Origin of the sequence: Candidatus Avelusimicrobium luingense (assembly GCF_902757105.1) — a bacterium.
Taxonomy (GTDB): Bacteria; Elusimicrobiota; Elusimicrobia; order Elusimicrobiales; family Elusimicrobiaceae; genus Avelusimicrobium; species Avelusimicrobium luingense.
Genome location: NZ_CACVTK010000001.1, coordinates 1 through 24,774 on the forward strand (window position 1 = coordinate 1; position 24,774 = coordinate 24,774).

Here is a 24,774-nt window from a genome sequence, read left to right on the forward strand (position 1 = left end):
CTTAAATGCATTACAGGTTAACCATAACTTATACCAATATGCACAAACGTTACACGCTACTAACGTAGAAGTAAGAATGCCGGAAGATGACGGTATGTCCGACGATTCGGTAACTTTAATCAATGCGGCTTTGGAAGATAATGTATCCACATCGGGTTTCACGTTAGGAACTACGGATATTATACGTCCTACGCAAGTAAAATATAAGGAGAATGACAGTTCAAGTTCATTTTATTCTTCTGTTGACTTAACGAATAACAGCTGTCAGTTACGTTGGGTAAAACGTAAATTATCCAATCAAGATAAATATGCTTATGTACTTGCTTTAGATAACTGCGACGTAACCTGCACGCCTACCAGCGAAGACCGAACTATTAACAGACTGTGTAGCAACAGTTACGTATTAGGTAGTGGGTGGTCAGGCAGTGCAACGGCCCCCGTCAGATACATTAGAACCTGTGCACAAAACGGCGGGAATTATGAACCCACTGAACCGACCATGGTATATCTTAAGGCCGATGGTAGCACGACGGAAGATCCTTCTGAAGCCAATTGGGATAAAAGCACTTGTTGGCGGTATGCAACCGTCTATACTAACCAATGGTACTATAATGATGAACATTGGGACGGATGGATGGGTAGTTGGTGCGGAGACCAAGGAGAACGTTGGTGTGAAGGGTTTGGCACCGTTTGGGGGAATTTATATAACGGCGGCTGGGCACCGCACCTGACCTCAAGCAGTTACCATATTGGGGATACGTATTTCAGGTACCAACCGGGGCAAGAGCAAAATTGTAATTCCGGATTATTAGGATTGGAATATTATTACATACAAGAGAATCACGACCATAGCCATATTAAATACGGATTAGGCGGCATCAATGGCGGTTGCGATAAAAAGCATTGTACAACTTATGTAACGGTATCCCAATGTATTAAGTATTATTACGGGAGTTCTCATCCGGTTAGTAACTCATCAGTAATTCAATCTTTTAGTTTCTAACAAAAAACCCGGGTCTAAACGACCCGGGATTTTTTTGCTTTTTTTCATTTCATAAATTCCAAGTTTTCGTTTGCTATTCTCGCCCTAAAATTAGTAAAATAAGTATATCTATATCTAAGGGAGAAAACTCATGAAAGGAATTATTTTAGCAGGCGGTACAGGCAGCCGTTTATACCCGGCCACATTAGCCGTTTCCAAACAACTCATTCCCGTCTATGACAAACCGATGATTTATTATCCGCTTTCGGTATTGATGCTTGCAGGCATTCGCGAAGTGCTTATCATTTCCACTCCCAAAGATTTACCCGCTTTTCGCCATTTACTCGGCGACGGAAGCACGTACGGCATGCAGTTTTCTTATGTAGAACAACCCCGCCCCGAAGGGTTGGCCCAAGCATTTATTTTGGGTGAAGAATTTATCGGGAAAGATAGCGTATGTTTAATTTTGGGCGACAACATTTTTTACGGGCATGATTTACAACAGTTAGTCAAAAACGCCGCCGCACGCAAAACAGGCGCTACCGTATTCGGCTATCACGTCAAAAATCCGCAAGCCTACGGCGTGGTGGAAATTGACGCGGACAAAAAAGCCCTTTCCATTGAAGAAAAACCCCAACACCCCAAATCTAATTGGGCAGTAACCGGGCTTTACTTTTACGACAACCGTGTCGTGGATGTAGCCAAACAGATTAAACCGTCCGCCCGCGGAGAGTTAGAAATTACGTCTGTGAACGATTGGTATTTACAACGGGGGGAACTGTCCGTAGAACTGATGGGACGCGGCATGGCATGGTTAGACACCGGCACACACGCCGATCTTATCAAGGCATCTATTTTTATAGAAGCGTTGGAAAGCCGGCAAGGACTTAAAATTGCCTGCTTGGAAGGAATTGCCTTCAAAAAGGGTTGGATCAATGCCGAGCAATTGTTAGCCCGTGCCCAACAACTTAAAAACACCGAATACGGGCAATATCTGGCCGGACTACCGGAGGATCAGAAAAATGGATTTTTTTAAGCCGGAAATTGACGGACTTATCGTTTTTACACCGACGGTATTTCAAGATAACCGCGGCTACTTTTTTGAAAGTTACAGCGCGCGCACGTGGAAAGAAGCGGGCCTTGATATCACGTTTGTACAAGATAACGAAAGTTTTTCTACACAAAACACCTTGCGCGGCTTACACTTTCAACGCCCGCCGTTTGCGCAAGCCAAATTGGTACGCGTATTGGAAGGCACCGTGTGGGATGTGGCGGTAGATTTACGAGCCGGTAGCCCGACGTTCGGCAAATGGTATGGGGTGGAACTTTCCGGCGAGAATAAAAAACAATTTTTCATTCCGCACGGGTTTGCCCATGGTTTTTCCGTCTTAACACCAACTGCCAAATTTGCTTATAAATGCGATAACTTTTATAACAAAGCCAGTGAAGGTGCCGTGCTTTTTAACGATAAAGAATTAAACATAGATTGGAAAATTGATTTGAACAAAGCGTTGCTATCGGACAAAGACCTTAAAAACGCATCATTTTCGTCGTATAAGGAGCATCCATGTTTTTAATCACCGGTGCAAATGGTCAACTGGGCCGCTGTTTACAAGATATTTTACCCGCGTCAAAATGCGTACTGACCGACGTGGGGGAATTGGATATCACTAACGAAAAAGACGTCTTGTCTTTTGGGCAAAAACATGCTTTAACCGCCATTATCAATTGCGCCGCTTATACCAATGTGGATAAAGCAGAAAGCGAACCGGAACTTGCCCGCAAAATTAACGCGGACGGCCCGGCCAATTTGGCTAAACTCGCCGCCGAGTTAAACATTCCGCTCGTGCATATCTCTACCGATTATGTGTTTGACGGTTCGTCCAACACTCCGCTTGGCGAAAATGCACCCGTCCGCCCGCTCGGCGTGTATGGACAAACAAAATACGAAGGCGAACAAGCCGTCTTAAAATATGCCAAAACGGCTGCCGTTTTACGCACAGCGTGGTTGTATAGTCCGTACGGAAAAAACTTCGTCAAAACGATGTTGCGGCTCGGCCGGGAGAAAGAACAACTGGGCGTCGTGTGCGACCAAGTCGGCTCGCCGACATACGCCCCGCATTTAGCGTCAACGATCGTGCAAATTTTACCGAAAATCGCGCCAAACACACGCGAAATTTACCACTTTACCGATGAAGGAATTTGCTCGTGGTACGATTTGGCGTGGTACACGTTGCACCGCGCCGCCGTTCCTTGCCCGGTAACGCCCATTTTTACCAGCCAATATCCTACGCCTGCTAAACGGCCGGCATTTTCGGTATTGGATAAATCAAAAATCAAAAATCAATTTGGTGTGTCTATACCTCATTGGACACAAGGAGTGGAAGAATGTCTAACGAAACTATCTTAGTTACCGGCGGAGCCGGCTTTATCGGGGCGAATTTCATCCCCTATTTTTTGGAGACGTTCCCACAATATCACGTCGTCAATTTAGACAAACTGACCTATGCGGGCAATTTAGCCAACTTAAAAGAGTGCGAAAACAACCCGCGCTATACGTTTGTAAAAGGCGATATTTGTGACGAAAAATTCGTCAAAGATTTATTTGAAAAATACGACATCCGCGGCGTGTTTCACTTCGCCGCCGAATCGCATGTAGATAATTCCATTACCGGGCCGCGTCCGTTTATTCAAACAAACATTGAAGGCACTTTTAACTTATTGGAAGCCGCACGCTTACATTGGATGGCTGCTCCCGGGCAAGTGAAACCCGGCTACTCAACATGCCGCTTTCATCATATTTCTACCGATGAAGTATATGGGACACTTGGCGAAACGGGATTTTTTACCGAAAAGACACCGTATGCACCGAATAGTCCATACTCGGCCAGTAAAGCGTCCAGTGATTTACTCGTACGCGCCTATCATCATACCTACGGACTCAATGTTACTACGAGCAACTGCTCTAATAATTACGGCCCCAAACAACACGATGAAAAACTCATTCCCACCATTATCCGCAAATGTTTGGCTGGGCAACCTATCCCGATTTACGGCGATGGAAAAAACGTGCGCGATTGGTTGTATGTGTTAGACCATTGTAAAGGCATTGCGCTTGTGTGGCAAAAAGGGCAAGCGGGAGAAACCTATAATATCGGCGGACGCAACGAACGCACCAACTTGCAAATTGTAGATACTATTTGTACCTTGTTAGACAACTTAAAACCCGCTGCTAACGGAAAAAGTTACAAAACGCTTATTACCTTTGTAAAAGACCGTGCCGGGCACGACCGCCGTTACGCCATTGACGCAACTAAACTGGAAACCGAACTCGGATGGAAAGCCGACGAAAATTTTGAAACCGGTATTAAAAAAACCGTTACGTGGTATTTGAATAGAAAATAAACGTATGTTAACTAAAAAATTGACGAATCTTCACGGCAAAAGAATCCGCGAATATACGTGGGGAAAGTTTCCTATCGTTAAGGAAACCCGCACTCCTTTTTCGCGGACGTTGCAATTGTGCTGTGTGCCGATATTACACTATAAACGGATCTATTCGTCATTTACCGCACAAAACCCGCAACTTCCCGATATAGCGAGTTTTAACAAACAAATTGCCGCGCACCCAACGAATCGCGTTATTTTATGGATAGACCATAATTTAGGCGGGGGGACGGAAACTTATTCTTACAAGCAATTTACTATCTTAAAAAAAGAAGCGCTCGTGTTACGTTTGCAGTATTGGCACGATTTTGATCTTTTTTTCTTACATACGCCCAATCGCGAAATCGGATATTGTTTGTTTAACTCGTTAGACGAACTGACCGATTTGCCTTGCACCGAAATAGTAGTAAATAATTTAGTGGGATATAAGAACGCTTTAGATGTATTGAAAACAGTAAATCAATTCAAAAAGCGTCATCCGGAAATTAAAGTTTCCGCCCGCGGACATGACTATTTCGGTATTTGCCCCAGTTATACCTTATTGGATAGTAACGAAAAATTTTGCGGCTTAAAAGATTTGTCTGCATGTGCCAGTTGCTGTGAAAAACAAACTTTTCATCCGTTGTTGCGTTCGGGCTTTCATGATATCGTTTCTTGGCGTAAGGGATGGCAAGAATTTTTTGATAACACCTTAGATGAATTGATTGTTTTTTCTAAATCAACTCAGTTGCTTTTTGAACGTGTTTATCCGCAATTAAAAACTAAAATTAAAATCATCGCGCATCAGGTTTCTCCGTTGCCGGTTGTAACGGTAGCCCCTCATAAAACCGTCAATATCGGTTTTTTGGGAGGAGCCTCCAATGTGGCAAAAGGCAAAAAAGTGATTGAACAAATTTGCGCCCAAAATACCGACCCGAACACAACTTTCACAGTCATCGGGCCGTATGATAAGCCATCGACTGTTTTGAACGTATCCGGGGAGTACCGTCGGGAAGATTTACCCAAACTGATTAAAAAATATCAATTAGATATTATTTTTATTCCTTCCATTGTTCCGGAAACTTTTTCTTACACCACCACCGAAGCCATGGATATGGGCCTGCCGGTGGCTTGCTATAATATGGGAGCACCGGCCGAACGGGTAGCCGGATACAAGAAGGGCCTTGTGCTTAATGAAATTAACCCTAAACAAAATTTACAAGAAATTATATCGTTTGTATTAAAAAACCGTAAGGAGAATTAACATGCATTTCTTTACCAGCGTTACTACTTGTTACATTCCTAAAGCCCGCGTGTTGGCGGCTACTTTAAAAAAACACAATCCGGATGCTGTTATGCACTTGGTAATTTCCGATGATTTACCAAAAGATTTTGACCTTGCCAAAGAAGATTTTGATTATGTTTGGAGAGCCGAAGATTTTATCCAAACCGAAAATAATGCCCAATGGTTTTTTTCACACACGGTGGTGGAATTATGCACGGCAGTAAAAGGGGCGGCCGCTTTACACATCTTAAAACAAACAAATACGGATAAACTCGTGTATTTAGACCCGGATATCGGCGTATTTAACGACTTAACCCCACTTAGCCAAATGTTAGATACCTATAGTGTCTTGCTGACCCCACACCAAACCGAACCGTCCGCTACGCCAAAGGATATAGAAGACAACGAACTTTGCTCCCTACAACACGGAATTTATAATTTCGGTTTTTTCGCTGTTAAAAACGACAAAAACGGGATGGCTTTTTTGAATTGGTGGGCCGACCGATTGATGCACTATTGTTACGACGATATCCCCAAAGGATTATTTACCGATCAAAAATGGGGGGATTTTATTCCGGCCTTATTCGACGGAGTAAAAGTCATCCGCGAGCAGGAATATAACGTGGCCACATGGAATTTAGTTACCCGTAAAATTACCGGAAATGAACAAGACGGGTGGTTTGTAAACGGCCGTCCGCTTCGGTTTTTCCATTTTACCGGGTACGATTCCGGGGCACATCGCGTGGTGCTTTCTCACTATGCAAAAGAAACCGATCCCGTGTGGCAGTTAAGCCTTTGGTATGAAAAACAAATGGATGAAAAAGGACAAAAGGCGTTAGGCAAAATTCCGTTCAAATATGCATCCTACGAAAACGGAGAAAAAATTGCTAAACTCCATCGTATTTTCTTTAGAAATACGGAAGTTAAAAAATTATTTGCTAATCCCTTTAATAATGCCTGTTACCGCTTTTTGAAGGCCCATGTGATAAGCCCTACCCCCTTTTGGAAACTGATGTTAGTGACGCGTTATTACCAACTGCGCTATCATTTGAGCACCGGTGAAAAAAGAACGCTATTAAAGAGTATCTATACGTATTATAAAAATAAACGCCAGTTAATTAAACAATTAGCCGGCAATATGTAAAGGAAACGTCCCCATGAGTTTATGGAAAAAAATTAAAGACAACCATAAGACAAGATATTACCTGTGCGGTGTGCGCGTGTGGAGCAAGAAAGTAGCCCCGGAAAAAACTTTTGACGGTAAATGGCGCGTGCTAAACGCACATAACGATACTTACCCCGCCAACGACTTTGATTTAGACAAAGTGACCGTCGGGAAAGGCACCTATGGAATTTTGCGGGTACTCACACACTCCGACCAAAATACAAAGTTACAAATCGGCAATTATTGTTCTATAGCCGGCGACGTTTCGTTTATTTTAGCCAGCGAACACCCCTATACGGGTTTGTCCACCTATCCGTTCAAAGTCAAATTCGGCTTGCAAACACGCGAAGCACAAAGTAAGGGCGATATCATCGTGGGAGATGATGTTTGGATTGGAATGGGCGCTATTATTTGCTCGGGCGTGCATATCGGGCAAGGGGCCATCATTGCGGCGGGTAGCGTAATAACTAAAGATGTAGAGCCGTATGCGATTGTCGGCGGTAATCCGGCGAAAGTCATTAAATACCGCTTTGAGCCGGAAATTCGCAAAAAACTACTTCGCGTAGATTTTTCCAAATTAGACAAAGAAACAATTTGTAAACATATTGACGAAGTTTACACTCCGCTTACAGCGGAAAATATAGACTCTATTTTACAAACGCTTACAGGAGGCAATAAATGAAAGTTCTTCTTTTGGCCGGAGGCCTTGGCACGCGCCTTGGCGAAGAAACCAGCATTAAACCTAAACCTATGGTGGAAATCGGTGGGTATCCCGTCTTATGGCACATTATGAAAACCTATTCGCATTACGGGTTTAATGATTTTATCGTGCTAACCGGATACAAACAAGAAGTGATTAAAGATTACTTCGTCAACTATTATATGCGTAATTCTGATATTACGGTGGATTTGTCCGACAACTCCGTTAATATTCACCGCAATGCGTGTGAACAGTGGAAAGTAACGCTCCTTTATACCGGGCGAGATACGTTAACGGCCGGACGCATCAAACGCGCTCAAAAATTCATTGGTAACGAGCCGTTTATGCTTACTTACGGCGACGGCGTAGCCGATATTGATATCGGCGCACTGGTTAGAAATCACCAAGATTCGCACAAATACTGCACGTTAACCGCCTATCAACCGGAAGGGAAATACGGGGCATTAGATATTGAAGCCGACGGACGCATTTCTAATTTTTCGGAAAAACCCAAACAGGGCGGCTCGTGGATCAATGCCGGGTTTATGGTTTGTGAACCGCAAGTATTTAATTATCTGCCGGAAAACTCCGACGAAATCATGTTTGAACGTGCCCCGATGCTTAACCTGTCTAAAGACGGGCAATTAAATGCTTATAAACATACCGGGTTTTGGCATCCGATGGATATGCTCAAAGATAAAAATGATTTGAACAAACTATGGGATAACAACCAAGCCCCGTGGAAAGTGTGGAAGGAGTAATATGCCGTTTAATAACATTTATCAAGGGAAAACAGTTCTTATTACAGGGCACGCCGGTTTCAAAGGAAGTTGGTTATCGTTGTGGCTCAAAGAATTAGGCGCAAACGTCGTTGGATATTCTTTATTGCCAGACACGAACCCGCGCTTATATGACGTGTTAGATTTGGGGCATTTGTTAAAAGACAGCAAAATTGCCGATATCCGCGACGCAAAAACGTTGGAAAGTTTTTTTGCTAAACATCAACCCGATATCGTATTTCATTTAGCCGCCCAACCGCTTGTTCGGCTCAGTTACTCCGAGCCGGTACTTACTTACGAAACAAACGTGATGGGCACGTTAAACGTATTAGAAGCCGCGCGCAAAACGCCATCTGTCAAAGCGTTTGTCAACGTTACTACCGATAAGTGTTACGAAAATAAAGAGAAAAAAGAAGGCTACAAAGAAGATGAACCTTTCGGCGGATATGATATGTACTCATCATCCAAAGGATGCGTAGAAATTTTATCTTCTTCCTACCGCCGCTCTTTTTTGACAGACGGCAAACCTTTTGCATTGGCTACGGCACGCGCCGGAAATGTTATCGGCGGGGGAGATTGGGCATTAGACCGTTTAATTCCCGATTGTATCCGTGCGTTTCAAGCCGGTAAAACGGTAGAAATTCGCAATCCGCATGCCACGCGTCCCTGGCAACTCGTGCTAGAGCCACTCGCCGGATATTTGCGTTTAGGCCAGAAACTTTTAGAAGAAGGCACTAAATATGCCGACGGTTTTAACTTCGGCCCGGAAATGAATAAAGATGTACGCGTTTCCGAAGTGGCCGAGTACGTCGCTAAAGTATGGGGCAACGGACAAGTTAAAGTGGGTAACGGCGATGGATTGCATGAAGCCAACCTACTGCAACTCAATATTGAAAAAGCAGATAAAATTCTTGGCGTGCGCCCCGTCTATACGGCACATGAAGCCATTGAAAAAACAACCGCGTGGTATCAGGCCTTTTATGGTAAAAAAGCCGATATGCACGCATTTTCACTCGGGCAAATTGCGGATTTTATCGCTGCGGCCCAACACAAAAATCTACCTTGGAGTAAGTAAATGAACACACAAGAATTACGTACCAAAATTAAAGAACTCGCCAAAGAGTATGCCCGCGCGCTCAAAGAAGAACAAGCAGCCAAACCGAAAACTTATGTTCCTGCGTCAGGTAAAAACATTGGCGAAGAAGAACTTGTTAATATGATGGATGCGTCGTTAGATATGTGGCTAACCGCCGGACGTTTTAACGACGAATTTGAAAAAGAATTTGCTGCTAAACTCGGCGTACCGTTTGCCTTAACTACTACGTCCGGTTCCAGCGCTAATTTGTTGGCACTTACCGCGCTTACTTCGCCCAAACTAGGCGAAAAACGCTTAAAAAAAGGCGATGAAGTAATTGCCGTTGCCGCTGGATTTCCTACGACGGTCAACCCCATTATGCAAAACGGCCTTATTCCGGTGTTTGTAGATTGCGAAGTCGGTACCTACAACATTGATGTAAGCAAAATTGAACAAGCCCTTTCGCCCAAAACGCGTGCCATCTTTTTGGCCCACACGCTAGGCAATATGTTTGATATGGATAAAATTATGGCTCTTGCGCAAAAACATAATCTGTGGGTTATTGAAGACTCCTGTGATGCGCTAGGCGCCAAATGGAACGGCAAATATGCCGGCACGACGGGCCATATCGGTACCTTTAGTTTTTACCCGGCCCACCATATTACGATGGGAGAAGGGGGGGCGGTTATCACTAAAGATGCCCAACTGTACCGTATTTTAATGTCCTACCGTGATTGGGGACGTGATTGCTGGTGCAAACCGGGAACGGATAACACCTGCAAAAATCGTTTCAATATGCAACTGGGCAATTTACCGTTTGGCTACGACCATAAATATACCTATTCGCATATCGGTTACAATTTGAAAATTTCCGATTGGCAAGCGGCCGTGGGCCTAGCGCAACTAAAAAAATTAGACCGCTTTTTGGAAATGCGCCGTGAACACGCTGAAATTTTACTTAACGGACTGAAAAAATGGGAAAAGTATTTAATCTTACCGCACGTCAGTGAGAAATGTGCTCCGTCGTGGTTTGGCTTTTTAATCTCTGTCAAAGACGAGGCGCCGTTTACCAAACAACAACTTGTGGAGTACTTGGAAGAAAACGGTATCGGCACGCGCCAACTGTTTGCGGGCAACCTCTTACGCCAACCGATGGTAACGATGGCCGATTTTGAACTGCGCATCGGCAACGGGCCGCTTAAAAAAGCAAACAAACTGACCGAAGAAGATTACAAACAATTACCCGTAACCGACTTTATTATGTTACATACATTCTGGGTGGGAACGGCGCAAAATCTGACGGACGAAGACGTACAAAAAACCGTTCAAACAATTAGTAAATTTATTGAACAACACGAGAGAAAATGAAAACTGTTTTACTGACCGGCGGACGTGGATTTATCGGCAAAAATCTCAAGCGCATACTCGCTAATGACTATGCACTTGTCTGCCCAACCAGCGCCGAAGTAAATTTATGTGATGCGGCGGCCGCCAGCGCTTGTTTAACCGCTCATCCGGCTGATTATATTATTCATTGTGCCAGCGTCGGCGGCGTACGTGGCCAGCAGGATGCTACCGATACCGTCAAAAAAAACCGGGCCATGTTAGATAATCTGCTTGCTTACAAACGCCCGGATACCCGTGTGATTGTGTTTGGTTCGGGTGCTATGTATGACCGCTCCCGCTCGTTAGAGCGCGTAAAAGAAAGCGAAATCGGTTTATATACTCCGGCAGAGCCGTACGGACTGTCTAAATTGCAAATTTCTCAATATACCACCAATCGCGACGATATACGTTGCTTAAACATTTTTGCGTGTTACGGTTACGGCGAGAAATCAAACCGCGTACCGAGTTATTGTATCCACCAAGCGTTAAAAGGGGAAGATATCGTTATTGAAAAAAATGCCTTGTTTGATTACTTGTGGATAGATGATTTGGGCGAAATTATCCGTCGGTTTTTGATTCGCTGGCCCGTACACAAAATCATCAATGTTACGCCTACAAAAAGCGTTACGTTGGGCGAAATAGCCAAACAGGTACAAAAAATCAGTGGCCAAAATATTCGCGTACTTTGTAAAGATATGCTTAACAACGCTTACACCGGCGACAACAGCATCTTACGCGAGGAATTGCCCGATTTACACTTTACATCGCTTGAAGAAGGGCTTACGAAGTTGTACCATTATATTCAAAATGGGGAAAAATTTGAATGAAAGCCTCTGATTTTATTACACAATTTCTAATTGAAAAACAAACCGATTGTGTATTTGGCTACATCGGCGGGATGGTAACTCATTTGGTGGACAGTATTTATACTACCCCCGGCATTGAACTTATCAATACAGCACACGAGCAAGCCGCCGGATTTGCCGCCGAAGGATATGCCCGAACAACCGGGAAAACAGGCGTAGCGCTAGCCACTTCCGGGCCCGGAGCAACCAATTTAGTTACTCCGATAGCCAATTGTTTTTTTGACCAAACCCCGGTAGTATTTATTACCGGGCAAGTCAATTCGTTTGAATATCAAAAATTTCCCGCTATCCGCCAATATGGCTTTCAGGAAACCGATATTGTCAGTATTGCTACCCCTATTACCAAATACGCCGTGCAAGTCAAGCACGCGGAAGATTTACGTTACGAGTTGGAAAAAGCATTTTACGAAGCCAATACCGGAGCGAAAGGGCCGGTGTTGCTTGATTTACCCATGGACGTCCAACGCGCCGATTTTGACTTTCAAACGGCCCGTTCTTTTATACCACCCGCCGCTAAAGCCACTCCGGATTTATCGACCTACGCGGCTAACGTTGCTGACGCATTTGCTCATGCCAAGCGTCCGTTGCTTTTAGTGGGAAACGGGGTCCGATTAAGTCATGCCGTAGAGCCGTTACGACAATTTTTACTCCGTACCAGACTTCCGGTTGTCCAGTCGCTTATGGGTATCGATAGTGTACCGTCAGACTATCCGTACAATTTAGGTCTTATCGGAACTTATGGCACCCGATATGCCAACTGGGCGATTTCATGCGCCGATGTAATACTGGTACTCGGTTCACGGTTAGATATCCGCCAAACAGGCGCCGATGTTTCACCGTGGGAAAACAAAACGGTCTTTCAAGTAGATATTGATGTAGCCCAATTACAGGCGGGCGATTTCCGTAAAACAGTTCTTTGCGCCGACGCGGCCGCCTTTCTGGAAGAAATCAATAAACAATCTATATCATTACCTAAAACCGAGTGGACAAGCCGTTTATCTGCCTTAAAAAAACAATTTCCGGTGGAACAATCATTGGATGGCAAAGCGCATTTACCTAATCAAATTATGCACCGGCTGTTTGCGGAAATTCCCGATGGGCATGCGGTATGCGTAGATGTTGGCCAGCATCAAATGTGGGCAGCCCAATCGGCCGTCATAAAACCTTGCACGCGGGTATTATTTTCCGGTGGGCTAGGTTCCATGGGGTTTGCTTTTCCGGCGGCGTTTGGCGTAGCCGCGGCCGAGAAACAGGCTGTTGTATTATGCGGTGACGGCGGATTTCAAATGAATTTGCAGGAACTCGTTACACTCGCGCGCCGCCAATTTCCTATTAAAATTTTTATCTTTAATAACCGCTCGTTGGGAATGGTTAAACAATTCCAAGATATGTATTTAGACGGACGAAATCCGTCTACCGTAGATGATTATACCGCTCCCGACTTTGCAGCGATTTCGCGTGCCTACGGCATACCGGCCCAAACATTACAGGCCGAAACGTTGACGGATAATGACTTGCATGCCTGTTTTGCACAACCCGGGCCGTTACTGATTTGCATTAACTTTAACACACCGACCCAAATACATCCTAAATGTTGTTTCGGTAATGCGCTGGATAACATGTCTCCGTTACTGCCGGCAGCACAACTGCAAACTATTAAAAAGGAGTTGCAAAAATGAAAACACCTACGCTTTCTATTTGCATACCCACCTATAATAGTGCCAAACAAATTTATCAAAAAGCACACGAACTTTTAGCGTGCGATTGTTTAGACTTTCAGTTAGTGATTAGTGACAATCACTCGCCGGATGACACCATAGAACGTTTATCTTCTATTCAGGACCCGCGCTTAAAACTGGTGTCACTACCCGAAAATAAAGGATCTACTTATAATATTTTGCATGCTTTTAATCAGGCAGACGGGAAATATGCGCTAATTTGCATGGATAAAGACAGATTACTTCCCCAACAGATTGCCACAATCGTCAATATACTTAACGAACTCAAACCGAATTTTGGCTATTTCAAACTAGATACCGCCAATCAAGATCCAAACAAAACAGCTACCCGCTATCCGTCGGTACGTGATTGCCTGCTGGAGTTTGCTTACAAAGGGATGCATCCAACGGGGAATTTCTTTTCACATGATATTCTCCAAAAATATTTTGCAGATTATCATTTAGCCGATGAAAAAACAGTCGGCGGATTTCTGCTTGATTTTATGTTTGCCGAAGCCGCTTTGGAAGGGAACGGCCTTATTTTAGATATTCCGTTTTGCATTACAACCGCCCCGCCATTTGAAGGCAAAACACATTCATACACTTATTCTCCGGCGAAGAAAAATGTTTTCTTTGAACCGGAAGTACGTTTTTTGACTTTTCAAAAACAATTGGCTCATTGTAATCAGTTGCCGTTAAAGGATGATTTGAAATCTTGCGTTTTACTACAATTGGTACTTAACACGTATAACTTATGTACTAATGGGTATGCTTTTGTACTCACGCAAAAAAACATTTGTGATTGGTATAACGTGACGCCCCGAGAATTATCTAAGGCGGAACTGAAACAAATTTCCCGCAAATTTATCTGCGACGCAGCCTCTTTGCAAGGGCTAAACACCTTATCCGCAATGACATTGTTACGCAAACTGCTTAAACAAGATAAATGGCACAAACTCGGGGGGAAAATCGGGTTATGCGCGCAGTTCTTAAGGAGGAAATTATTATGACCGTTTTACTAACCGGAGGGACCGGATTTGTCGGAAGTTATGTACTCAAGGCGATATTGGCACAAACGAACGAACAAGTAGTGTTATTAAAACGTTCATCCTCCGATGTCAGCCGCATTGCAGATGAACTGCATAACCCGCGTCTTATCTGTTACGATGTAGACAAAACCATACTGGAAGACATTTTTAAGAAACATGCCATACAAACTATTATTCATATTGCTACCGAGTACGGCCGCGGAGAAAACCCCGAAGTAAAAGTATTGGAAACCAATTTAATGTTTCCCATACGACTAATTGATGTGGGGCTTAAATATGGGTTAAAAACGTTCATCAATACAGATTCTTATTTTAATAAAGAAGGGTTATCCTATAATTATTTACTCCACTATTCGCTATCTAAAAAAAGTTTACTGTTGTGGCTTAAATACTACGCAGGGCGAATGACCGTCATCAATTTAGCCTTAGAGCATCCATACGGTGCATTTGACGGTAAAGCGAAATTTACCGAGCAGATGATACGTCAAATTGCGATAGAGAAAATCCCTCAAATCAATCTCACCGCCGGAGAACAAAAGCGTGACTTTATTTATGTGAAAGATGTGGCAAATGCCTACATTGCGGCGTTAGACTTTGCCACCCGGGGAAAGCCATCTTTTTATAATTTTGAAATCGGTACCGGGCAAGCCGTCAGCATTCGTCACTTTGTGCAAACGGTTAAACAAGTGTCCGGCTCAAATACGCAATTTAATTACGGCGTTATTGCGTATCGGGCAGATGAAATTATGTGCTCGGTCGCCGATACATCTAATCATACCCTGTTAAACTGGAAACCGAACTATACATTGGAAAATGCCCTCAAGGAAATCATTGTCATATACCAAGGAGCCACCAAATGCCACTCTTGACCGTTGGGATTCCCATTTACAATTGCGAAGATTTTATCCAAGAAACTTTGCAGAATGTTTTTAACGAACTAAAGACATTGGAAGACCCTGTTGAAATTGTGCTGTGCGATAATGCTTCTACCGATAACACCCAACAAAAAATTCTGGCCGCTATACAACAAATTAAGCCGGAAATACAAACACTTAATCTACCGATAGATTTAGGCAAGGGCCACGTTCTCAAATTTTTCCCCAATGCCACTAATTTAGGGATGGACAAAAATGTATTTAATTGTATCAAAAATGCCACCGGCAAATTTGTTCACATTCACTCAGCCGACGATTATTATATGCAAGGCGGTCTAAAACGTCTTGTAGAGTGCATCAAAACCCACCCCGATGGCACGGTAATTTGTTTAAGTAATGCGTATCTTAACACATTTAATAACCAACTAATTTATTGTAATGCTACCGATGACGAAGATGCTCACTGTAAAAATCTTAATGAATTTATTACGCATGAACAATTGAAATTATTATGCTTATCCAATGCTGTATTGCGCAGGGAAGACATCCTACGTCTTAAATCTGTGCAAGCCGGGTTTGGTTTAGTATGGATGCACCTGTATTTAACCCAACAAATCTTACAGCAAGATTCTACCGGCTATTGCTTTGGTTTTAATCATCCGGTCATGGTGGTACGATTTGGTAACCAAGGCTGGGTTAAAAAGGGGGCTATTGCTTATTTCTACCGGGCCTTATGTATTTACAACGACTTGCGCCAAAAAGGGCTAACCAAACCGCAATTTAATAAACTGAAAAAGCACTTCTTAAACGGAGTGATAAATCCTCAGACGCAAAAATCGGATCGTTTTTTCTTTAACGTCGTATATGCGCTGAAATATTTCCCATTTTACTGGCCTAACATCCGCCAATGGCTAAAATTTTCCGGTCAGTTAATATTTGCGCCCAAACAAGATTTTTTCCACGGAATGAACAACAACTAATATGACACCTTTACTTTCTATTTGTATCCCTACTTATAACCGCGTTGATTTTTTACGTCAGGTATTAGACAGCATTGTGTCGCAAGACGAATTTACCCAAACCGACCAAATTCAAATTGTCATCTCCGATAATTGTTCTACCGACACCACCCCCGAACTTGTTAAACAATATATAGCTCGGTACGGTTCAAAAATCAAATACAGTAAGACGGAAAAAAACATCGGATTTGATAATTTTGAACGCGTAATGGCCAACGGAGACGGCAAATTTCTAAAACTTCACAATGATTATTTATTACTTAAACCGAATGCTTTATCGGTAATGCTTTATTATATTGAAAAATACTGCTCCGAAAAACCTATTTTATTCTTTCGTAATATTCCACACGTTCCCCAAGCGGTACATTGTGAAACGTTAGACGATTTTATGAAGGAAATTTCTTTTTTCAACACATGGATCGCGTGCTTTGGCATGTGGAAAACAACTCACGATTCTCAAACCGACTGGTTTCGCGCCAATAAATCGTCACTGCCGCAAACCGATATTTTATGCCGCATGCTAGCCGGTGGCACTTCCGCGCTCATTATTTATGATGAAATTTTCACTTTACTTCCTGTCGCCCAAAAAGGGGGATATAACATTGCAGAAGTGTTTGGATATAATTACCTGCAAATCTTAAAAAAATTTGTGGAAAAAGGGGCTTTATCAAAGTCCGTTTATCGTCGTGAGAAAAAAGAAATTTTACTCAAACACATCAACCCCTTTTATTTTGACATTAAAAAAGAATATACCTTTTATCAAACGGGTTATTTCAAGTGGCTGTGGAATGATTATAAATACTGTCCGTATTTTTACCTCGGATACCTAAAATGGATGCGAAAAAAATTCCGCGCTGCTTGGAAATCTCTTTTTAGACGCAAACATCCCTAACCTAAAATAAATGTTGTGTAATCACCCCGACACAGGTTTTAATCAATCCTGTACGGCAAGACAAAAAGCGCGATTTTTGATAAAATAAATATATTGCCCCCATAGCTCAATGGATAGAGCACCCGCCTTCTAAGCGGATGATATAGGTTCGATTCCCATTGGGGGTAATTTTTTTGTCCCCAAAGCAACATAAACTGCTTTATGTTGCGATGGAAATCGAAAGGCGCAGCGTTGTACGAGTTTTGCCGTTAGGCAAAGGCGAGTACCGCGAGCCCGGCCTGCAGGAAAATCTCGTCAGAGATTTTACCGGAAGGCGATCCCATTGGGGGTAATTTTTTTTGTCCCCAAAGCAACATAAACTGCTTTATGTTGTTCCTTCTTGCACCATTTACATTAGGTTTAGTAAGATAAAACTATCTACATAAATAAGGAGATGCTATGCACACAACAACCTTTCGTAATGCCGTAGTATTTACAGCGGCGTTATTTCTTGCGTCTGTAGCAGGCGCACAACAATGGCAATTTGTCGGCACTCGCGCCATGGGTATGGGCGGAGCCGGAGTTGCCACCGCCTTTGGGCCGGACGCTCAGTATTGGAACCCGGCCGGGCTAGCCCAAGAGGACGATACTAATGAAACGGGTCTTCTTATCAATGCCGGGGCAACCTTTGAGGCCACCAAGAATGTATTGGAAGGCGTGCGCGATTTGACCGATATGGCCGACCAATACAAAGCGTTAAAAACGGCAATAGATAACGGCAACACGGCTACCGCCGAAAATATCACTACCTTGTTCAAGGGCTTAAGCGATATTTCCAAAATGATCGGAAAAGAAACCGGGGCTTTGATAAATGCCGACGCCGGGGCTGTGTTCAAATTCAAAAATTTTGCCGTTAGTGGCCGCGCCTTAGGCACCGGATCAATTACCCCTGTTGTAGATACCAAAAACATTCAATTTAACACAGGTACAGGCTTAACACTCGGTGCCACAACCGCCCCGACTTCTACCTCTAACCAATCGGCAGCGGCGGCCTTAGCGGCCTCTATTGATGCTCACAGTTTATTTCCGTCGTTAAATTCGTTATTTAACAACGCCTATGCCAGCACAACGGCTCTGGCTAACGCCATCGTTAACGCCGCTGTGGCTCAAGGAGCAACCGAAGCACAAATTTTAGACATGCTCGGTGTAGCCACTTCCAACATGGATGGCGCGGCAGAAATTATTATACAAGCCGCCAGCGCCACCGGATCTTATAAAGACAACGAAACGCTTGTTATGGCGGATGCCGCAACGTTTGGCGAAATGTCTTTGGGTTATGGTCAACAAGTGATCCCCGGTTTAAAAGTGGGGGGAAACTTTAAAGTGATTAGCGGTTACACCGCACAAAGCGGCGTAATGGTTCTGACGGAAAATGAAGATATCAAAGATATTTTGGATAAAGCCTACGATAACAAAAAGAACTCCACAAATATCGGTATCGACTTGGGTGTCATGGCGAACTTATCTAAATTATTAGATAAAGAAGTTTTTTGGAATCCGCAATTCGGTTTAACGGCGCGTAACTTAAACAACCCGAAATTTGACCGCCCGGGTGCTCCGGCAGATATTAATGCGGCTATCGCACGCAACTGGCGCACCGATAAATACGAACTCAAACCGCAACTGCGCGCGGGCGTAGCGGTCAATCCGTTTAATTGGATGACGGCAGCAGCCGATATTGACGTCACCGAAAACGACACGATGATTGACTCCATTAAATCGCGCCAACTTGCCTTGGGGTTAGAATTTAATGTCGTCAACGGTCAACGTTTCAATATGCCGCTTCGCATCGGATACAACAAAAACTTGGCCGACAGTTCCGTTTCTCCGTTCTACACGGCAGGTATCGGGTTTAACATGATGCACTTTTATATTGAACTCGCCGGGGCTATCAGTTCCGACACTACCAAAATTGACGGCAACACGATCCCCAACTCAGCCGCCGCTTCGCTGACGTTAGGATTCTTGTTCTAAACTTGTTTTACTGTAAGCAAAAGCCGCCCTTAACCGGGCGGCTTTTTTTCAACAACACACGCCGATACAAACCCATTTTTGTATAATATAAGGGAAGTGTTTTTATTCTATTTTCAGGAGAGTAAAATGTCCGTAAAAAAATGTGCTTGTTCACCGTTGCAAGAACACCGCGCCAAATTTCAACCGGTGCTTCCCAACATCTTAAAAAAAGGCCCCGCTTTTGTAAAACCGAAACTGGGCAAACCTACTAAATCGGTAGCCGACCAAGCCACCGTCAAAAAGATTTTCCCTAATACGTATGGCCTTCCGGCTATTACGTTTGTAAAAGGCAACAACGCCGCGTTATGCAAAAAAGCCGTACGCGTAGGCGTCGTGCTTTCCGGCGGACAAGCCCCGGGCGGACATAACGTCATCGGCGGGCTGTTAGACGGGCTGAAAAAAGCCAACAGCAAAAACAAACTCTTTGGTTTTTTAGGCGGGCCCAGCGGTATCGTAGACAATAAATTTATAGAAATCACACCGGCACTCATGCAAGAGTACCGCAACACCGGCGGGTTTGATTTAATTCAATCGGGCCGCACCAAAATTGAAACGGACGAACAATTGGCCGCCGCTAAAAACAATCTTCTTAAAAATAAATTAGACGCGCTCGTCGTGGTAGGGGGGGATGACTCCAACACTAACGCATGCGTCATTGCCGAATATCTCAAACAAAAAGGCGTAGATATCAGCGTCATCGGTGTACCCAAGACCATTGACGGCGACCTCAAAAACGAACACATTGAAACATCGTTCGGGTTTGATACTGCTACCAAAATTTATGCAGAACTCGTCGGTAATATTGAACGCGATATGAACTCCGCGCGCAAATACTGGCACTTTGTACGGTTGATGGGGCGCAGTGCTTCGCACATTACGTTGGAAGTGGCACTTAAAACCCACCCGAATGCCGTACTCGTCGGCGAAGAAGTTCTCGCTAAAAAAATGACGCTCGGGCAAGTGGTTAAAAATTTAGTGGACTTAATTGTCAAACGTGCCAAAGCGGGCAAAAATTACGGTATCGTGCTCGTGCCGGAAGGATTGATTGAGTTTATCCCGGAAATGAAAGAACTAATCAGCGCGCTTAACGATTCGCTCGCCGATAACGAAGCCGCTCTTACTAAACTTTCCACAACCGCCCAGAAAAAAGAATTTATCTTGGCCAAACTTCCTAAAAAACTCGCCGACTTGATGCGCTCGCTACCCGACGGAATCGCCAGCCAGTTAATGTTGGACCGCGACCCGCACGGTAATGTACAAGTATCGCTCATCGAAACAGAAAAATTGCTCGTAGAAATGATTAAAACAGAATTGTCTGCCCTTAAAAAAGCAGGCAAATATACGGGCAAATTTTCTGCCATTACACACTTCTTCGGTTACGAAGGCCGCTGTGGGGTGCCATCCACATTTGACGCCACCTACACATACGCACTCGGTTATAACGCAGCGGTGCTTGCGCTCAATAAATGCTCGGGCTATTTATCGTCCGTACGCAAACTAACGCGCAAAGCACAAGATTGGGAAGTCGGCGGCGTACCGCTTACCATGATGATGAATATTGAACGGCGTAAAGGGAAAGAAAAACCCGTCATCAAAAAAGCCTTAGTGGAACTGAAAGGCGAACCGTTCAAATATCTCGCCAAAAACCGCATTGCATGGGCGGAACAAGACCTGTTTGTCTTCCCCGGACCGATTCAATTCTTCGGGCCGGCCGAAGTGACCGATATCACCACCTATACATTGATGTTGGAACAAGGCAAAAAAATTAAATAAATACTTGCCCAATGGCTTATTTTAGGTCGCTCTTTCACGGAGCGACCTATTTTTATTCCGCCCTCGTATTGAGTCTATTTGGGCCTAGGCCCAAAAAACAATCTCTCTGGGTCTAAAGGCCCATGCCTATTTCCACTTGTTTTACTACAATGAAAATAGGGAGATTTTATATGTTCAAAAAATTCTTTTTATTATTCTTATTGTACATCTGTGTTATGATGCCGGGATATGCTCAATGGGAAAAAGAATTACCTGCCGCCCTTAGAACGGTATCCTTGACGGAACGACAACTTACGGAATTGTTGGCTACTCGCTTGCAAAAATCCTATATCCAAGCATTTGAACTGATGTATCATAATCCGGTAGAAGAAATGGTCTTGGCAGACGGGCCATACACCGCGCTATCCAACCGCATTAAGAATCCGGAAGAATTATATCCGGAGATAAGCAATATTTTAACAACACCCGAACAATGGGAAATGTATATTATATCTGCTCAAAACCGCCGGGTGGCCTCTCAAATGCGGCGAACAAAAAAACTCTTGGAAGATTACGAAGCGCAGTTCCCGCAAATGCGTCTTCACGAGCAAACGGTTGAAGTACCGCCTTCCCAATATATGAAGACATTAGCCGACCAAATTCCGGCTAATACCAAATACCTTTTGCTGGGCGAAGCGCACTATGCCTATTTACGCCCACATATTGCTCAATTCATTACTCACTTGGCAAATAGCGGACGGAAAATCATTTTATTTACCGAATTTATGCCCCATGCAGCACAAACCCAAAATACCACCCGACGCAATGAACTCTTACGTGAGTATTGGCCCGTTTGGATGGCCGCCAAACAAGCCCAAATTCCAATTGCCGGATTAGAACCGGAATTTGTTGTTCAAAACGACAATGTTGCGTTAATAGACCATATTACCGCTATTGATTTGCCTTTATGGGGAACAACGGAAGGGGTTCGCCTACGCAATCAGCATTGGCTTCGTCTCATCAAACGTTATCGGGAAGAATTTCCCGATGCGTTATTTTTGATTTATGCCGGTGGGGGGCATTTATCTAGCGAACGTGCTTACTCGTTAGGGAAAACATTAGCAGGGCCCGATACCTATACGGCTCTTATTGTACCCACGGAATCACTTAAAAAGCCGGATGAATTACTTAACATAAGCATGTACGATACGTTCTGTGTAAAACAGGCACTACCGATTTCACCTTTTATTAAGTTTGATTATCCGTTATCAACACAAGTTGGTTTTAATGCCAGAGTGCTTATACCTCCTCTCGGCAGGGGGGAATAATGAAACTAAAATTTTATTTACCCTTATTACTTCTGGGCATTTGTACGCTTGACAGCGTAGCACAATCGCAATTGCTTAAAGAAATTCCCGAGATAATAACCATGGACAAGTTATTAGCCAAACATCCGTCATGGCAGTTCTCGGAAGAAGCCGTTATAAAAACGCTGGAAGAACGCGTGAGCCAAGCCTCTCGTCAAGCCCAACAGGCCGAACAAGACTATTGGTGGAGTTCGTACCATTACACTACGGAAAAGCCGATAAAGGACTTTCCGGGTCTGATTCAGGGAAATTACGCCGAATTATATCCCGAAGTGCCTTTCTTACAAAATCAACAACAAATATCACTCTATTTGGCCGCAAAAGCAAACCGTGAAATAGCGAAAACCTTAAAATACCGTAACGATTACAGGGAGCAGTTTCAAGCGGCCATTCCTCGGATGAAACAAACGCAACGGCATTTCACGCACGAACCGGAACAAGATATGAGTTGGCTTGCAGATCAGATTTCCGAAGATACCCAATATTTACTTTTGGGAGAACGACACTATATAATTGAAATCAAAAATAACATCACCCGCTTAATGAGTGAAATACGACAACGCCAACCCCAACGTCCCATTTTTCTTTTAACGGAATTTTTAGATGCTGGCGTTCAATGGCAACCGGGGGATTCGGTATCATCTCCGGAATATCTTCCCATCTGGCAAGCAGCGTATGAACAGGGGATGACGGTACTGGGATTAGAGCATGATATTGACATTAGTAAAGAGTGGGTAGGCGTTTGGGCAACCCGCGAAGGGGTACGGCTGCGTAACCGTCAATGGTTGCAAACTATTAAAGAGATGCGCAACAAAAATCCGGATGCACTGTTTATCATTTATACCGGGGCCGGACATATCATGTACCACGAACCCTATTCTCTGGGCAAATTTTTAGCCGGGCCGCAAACATATGTGGCTACTTTCTATCCGGATAAAGGCCGAGACTTAAACAAACGTATTACGTATAACACGTCATATTTTGATATCTTATCGGAAGGGCAGCATTTCCCATTAGAACGCATCATCAGTTTTGATGACCGGGAAATTTCTCAACTAGTTGGTTTTGATGCCCAATTTAGGGTTCCGGTAGAACTTTGGAAAACCTATAAAAACGAAGAAGACCGGTGGAAAATACATGAAGAATAATAAAATTTTCTTTTTTCTGATAGGTTGTTTATGGGCATTTGCTCCGGGTGGATATGCCCAAACTCCGGTGCGTGTTGCCGAAGGCACTGCAAAGGCGCTTCAAACGGTTTCGCAAGGCTCAAACAAGGCGCTGGATATGGCTGCAAATACTTCTTCGGGAATCATACAGGCGGCCCTTGCCGACGAAATTCAAAAACTTAATCAAGTCATGAATGTACCGATAGAAACAGATGCATTTATGCATTTGTATCGACGGGTACACGAAACATGGCTGGATACCTACATGTTGCAAAGCCAACACACAACAACAAAACGATTGTTATGGCCCAGCCAACAACTTTCAAAGGAACTGGCAGTTAATCCATACCCGGCCGATTCCAAAGCCGGTCAATTGCCAACACCTGAATTGTGGAGCCGATATTTTCTGATCAATAATAATTTGGGAACCCGCAAGTGGGTGGCCCGGTTAGCCGAACGACAAAAAGAAGTAACCAGCCGTTTGGAAGATTTCCTGTGGGAGTTGGAAACAGTTACACACCCCGCCCAAGAAGATATGAAATGGCTTGTTCATCAAATTTCGGCAGATACGCAATATTTGTTATTAGGCGAAATACACCATCATCCCGAAATTCAACTTCATGTTGAAGATTTTCTGCGTACATTACGGATGGCCTATCCCCGCCGTCAAATTTTTCTTTTTACCGAATTTATTGCCCAAGACCAAACCTGGGGGGATACACTTACCAATGATGCTTACGCACCTTATATCCCGATATGGCTTACCGCCAATTCGTACCATATTCCTATCGTTGGATTAGAGCCGACTTTTGTGCGCCCTAATGATGAGTCCTCTTTAATTTTACAGGAAACGGCCTTCTTCCCGCCGGAACTCCAACTAAAAAAAACGATATGGGGTTCGGTCGAGGGGCTCCGGTTACGTAACACCCATTGGATAGCCAAAATACAAGAATACCGCCAACAATATCCCGATGCCCTATTTGTGATTCACGGCGGAGCCACGCACATGGATTACATGATGCCCTATTCTGTTTCCAAAGCATTAGCAGGCCCACACACATTAAATATATCGTTGGTTCCGGCCGACGAAATTAGCGAATTTGACCAAATGACTAACGGATTACTGCCTCAACGTATTTTAAAATTTAATAATCCGGAATTATCCCATTTAGCCGGTTTTGATATACAAATTAAAATTGATCAAGAGCGCCCTTAATTTC

22 protein-coding genes and 1 tRNA gene are annotated in these 24,774 nt (G+C 43.8%); all 23 read left to right on the forward strand.

The features are described from left to right. The coding region (locus ACQY3H_RS00005; RefSeq protein ID WP_428073553.1) for a hypothetical protein at positions 1-1,003 on the forward strand (1,003 nt) is incomplete at its 5' end. Between the two features lie 130 nt (positions 1,004-1,133). Then, positions 1,134-2,018, forward strand: a complete 885-nt coding sequence (rfbA, locus tag ACQY3H_RS00010) for a glucose-1-phosphate thymidylyltransferase RfbA (RefSeq protein ID WP_428073555.1) — start codon at positions 1,134-1,136, stop codon at positions 2,016-2,018. After that, positions 2,005-2,559: a dTDP-4-dehydrorhamnose 3,5-epimerase gene (gene rfbC / locus ACQY3H_RS00015; protein ID WP_428073557.1), complete on the forward strand. Its 555-nt coding sequence runs from the start codon at positions 2,005-2,007 to the stop codon at positions 2,557-2,559. Before rfbA ends, rfbC begins: the two co-directional genes overlap by 14 nt. Then, entirely contained in the window at positions 2,550-3,392 is an 843-nt protein-coding gene (gene rfbD / locus ACQY3H_RS00020; protein WP_428073559.1) for a dTDP-4-dehydrorhamnose reductase, read from the forward strand. The genes rfbC and rfbD overlap by 10 nt, the downstream gene beginning before the upstream one ends. After that, positions 3,371-4,387, forward strand: coding sequence for a dTDP-glucose 4,6-dehydratase (gene rfbB, locus ACQY3H_RS00025; protein ID WP_428073561.1), 1,017 nt, complete (start codon positions 3,371-3,373; stop codon positions 4,385-4,387). The genes rfbD and rfbB overlap by 22 nt, the downstream gene beginning before the upstream one ends. Positions 4,388-4,391: 4 nt before the next feature. Then, positions 4,392-5,672 (forward strand): glycosyltransferase, encoded by a 1,281-nt coding sequence (locus tag ACQY3H_RS00030; RefSeq protein ID WP_428073563.1) that lies wholly within the window; start codon positions 4,392-4,394, stop codon positions 5,670-5,672. 1 nt (position 5,673) lies between these two features. Continuing rightward, the gene (locus ACQY3H_RS00035) at positions 5,674-6,837 is read left to right on the forward strand and encodes a hypothetical protein (RefSeq protein ID WP_428073565.1); all 1,164 of its coding nucleotides are present in this window, start codon (positions 5,674-5,676) and stop codon (positions 6,835-6,837) included. 13 nt (positions 6,838-6,850) lie between these two features. Next, the gene (locus ACQY3H_RS00040) at positions 6,851-7,540 is read left to right on the forward strand and encodes a CatB-related O-acetyltransferase (RefSeq protein WP_428073568.1); all 690 of its coding nucleotides are present in this window, start codon (positions 6,851-6,853) and stop codon (positions 7,538-7,540) included. Continuing rightward, complete coding sequence (rfbF, locus tag ACQY3H_RS00045) at positions 7,537-8,319, forward strand: glucose-1-phosphate cytidylyltransferase (protein ID WP_428073570.1); 783 nt, start codon at positions 7,537-7,539, stop codon at positions 8,317-8,319. The genes ACQY3H_RS00040 and rfbF overlap by 4 nt, the downstream gene beginning before the upstream one ends. Before the next feature lies 1 nt (position 8,320). Further along, complete coding sequence (rfbG, locus tag ACQY3H_RS00050) at positions 8,321-9,412, forward strand: CDP-glucose 4,6-dehydratase (protein WP_428073572.1); 1,092 nt, start codon at positions 8,321-8,323, stop codon at positions 9,410-9,412. Continuing rightward, complete coding sequence (gene rfbH / locus ACQY3H_RS00055) at positions 9,413-10,780, forward strand: lipopolysaccharide biosynthesis protein RfbH (RefSeq protein ID WP_428073574.1); 1,368 nt, start codon at positions 9,413-9,415, stop codon at positions 10,778-10,780. Further along, entirely contained in the window at positions 10,777-11,625 is an 849-nt protein-coding gene (locus ACQY3H_RS00060) for an NAD-dependent epimerase/dehydratase family protein (RefSeq protein ID WP_428073576.1), read from the forward strand. Before rfbH ends, ACQY3H_RS00060 begins: the two co-directional genes overlap by 4 nt. Beyond that, positions 11,622-13,343: a thiamine pyrophosphate-binding protein gene (locus ACQY3H_RS00065; RefSeq protein WP_428073579.1), complete on the forward strand. Its 1,722-nt coding sequence runs from the start codon at positions 11,622-11,624 to the stop codon at positions 13,341-13,343. The genes ACQY3H_RS00060 and ACQY3H_RS00065 overlap by 4 nt, the downstream gene beginning before the upstream one ends. Next, complete coding sequence (locus ACQY3H_RS00070; RefSeq protein ID WP_428073581.1) at positions 13,340-14,392, forward strand: glycosyltransferase family 2 protein; 1,053 nt, start codon at positions 13,340-13,342, stop codon at positions 14,390-14,392. Before ACQY3H_RS00065 ends, ACQY3H_RS00070 begins: the two co-directional genes overlap by 4 nt. After that, entirely contained in the window at positions 14,389-15,300 is a 912-nt protein-coding gene (locus ACQY3H_RS00075) for an NAD-dependent epimerase/dehydratase family protein (protein WP_428073583.1), read from the forward strand. The genes ACQY3H_RS00070 and ACQY3H_RS00075 overlap by 4 nt, the downstream gene beginning before the upstream one ends. Beyond that, complete coding sequence (locus tag ACQY3H_RS00080) at positions 15,288-16,286, forward strand: glycosyltransferase family 2 protein (protein WP_428073585.1); 999 nt, start codon at positions 15,288-15,290, stop codon at positions 16,284-16,286. The genes ACQY3H_RS00075 and ACQY3H_RS00080 overlap by 13 nt, the downstream gene beginning before the upstream one ends. A 1-nt stretch (position 16,287) precedes the next feature. After that, on the forward strand, positions 16,288-17,217 hold the full coding sequence (locus tag ACQY3H_RS00085; protein ID WP_428073587.1) for a glycosyltransferase family 2 protein: 930 nt from the start codon (positions 16,288-16,290) through the stop codon (positions 17,215-17,217). A gap of 95 nt (positions 17,218-17,312) precedes the next feature. Beyond that, a tRNA-Arg gene (locus ACQY3H_RS00090) sits at positions 17,313-17,384 on the forward strand. A 271-nt stretch (positions 17,385-17,655) separates the two neighbouring features. Further along, positions 17,656-19,230, forward strand: a complete 1,575-nt coding sequence (gene traF / locus ACQY3H_RS00095) for a conjugal transfer protein TraF (protein WP_428073589.1) — start codon at positions 17,656-17,658, stop codon at positions 19,228-19,230. A gap of 126 nt (positions 19,231-19,356) precedes the next feature. Further along, positions 19,357-21,042 carry a diphosphate--fructose-6-phosphate 1-phosphotransferase gene (locus tag ACQY3H_RS00100; RefSeq protein ID WP_428073591.1) on the forward strand — a complete coding sequence of 562 codons (1,686 nt, stop codon included), beginning with the start codon at positions 19,357-19,359 and terminating at the stop codon, positions 21,040-21,042. A gap of 215 nt (positions 21,043-21,257) precedes the next feature. Then, complete coding sequence (locus tag ACQY3H_RS00105; protein ID WP_428073593.1) at positions 21,258-22,349, forward strand: hypothetical protein; 1,092 nt, start codon at positions 21,258-21,260, stop codon at positions 22,347-22,349. Further along, the gene (locus tag ACQY3H_RS00110) at positions 22,349-23,536 is read left to right on the forward strand and encodes a hypothetical protein (protein ID WP_428073595.1); all 1,188 of its coding nucleotides are present in this window, start codon (positions 22,349-22,351) and stop codon (positions 23,534-23,536) included. The genes ACQY3H_RS00105 and ACQY3H_RS00110 overlap by 1 nt, the downstream gene beginning before the upstream one ends. Continuing rightward, positions 23,526-24,770: a hypothetical protein gene (locus tag ACQY3H_RS00115; protein WP_428073597.1), complete on the forward strand. Its 1,245-nt coding sequence runs from the start codon at positions 23,526-23,528 to the stop codon at positions 24,768-24,770. Before ACQY3H_RS00110 ends, ACQY3H_RS00115 begins: the two co-directional genes overlap by 11 nt. Positions 24,771-24,774: the final 4 nt, after the last annotated feature.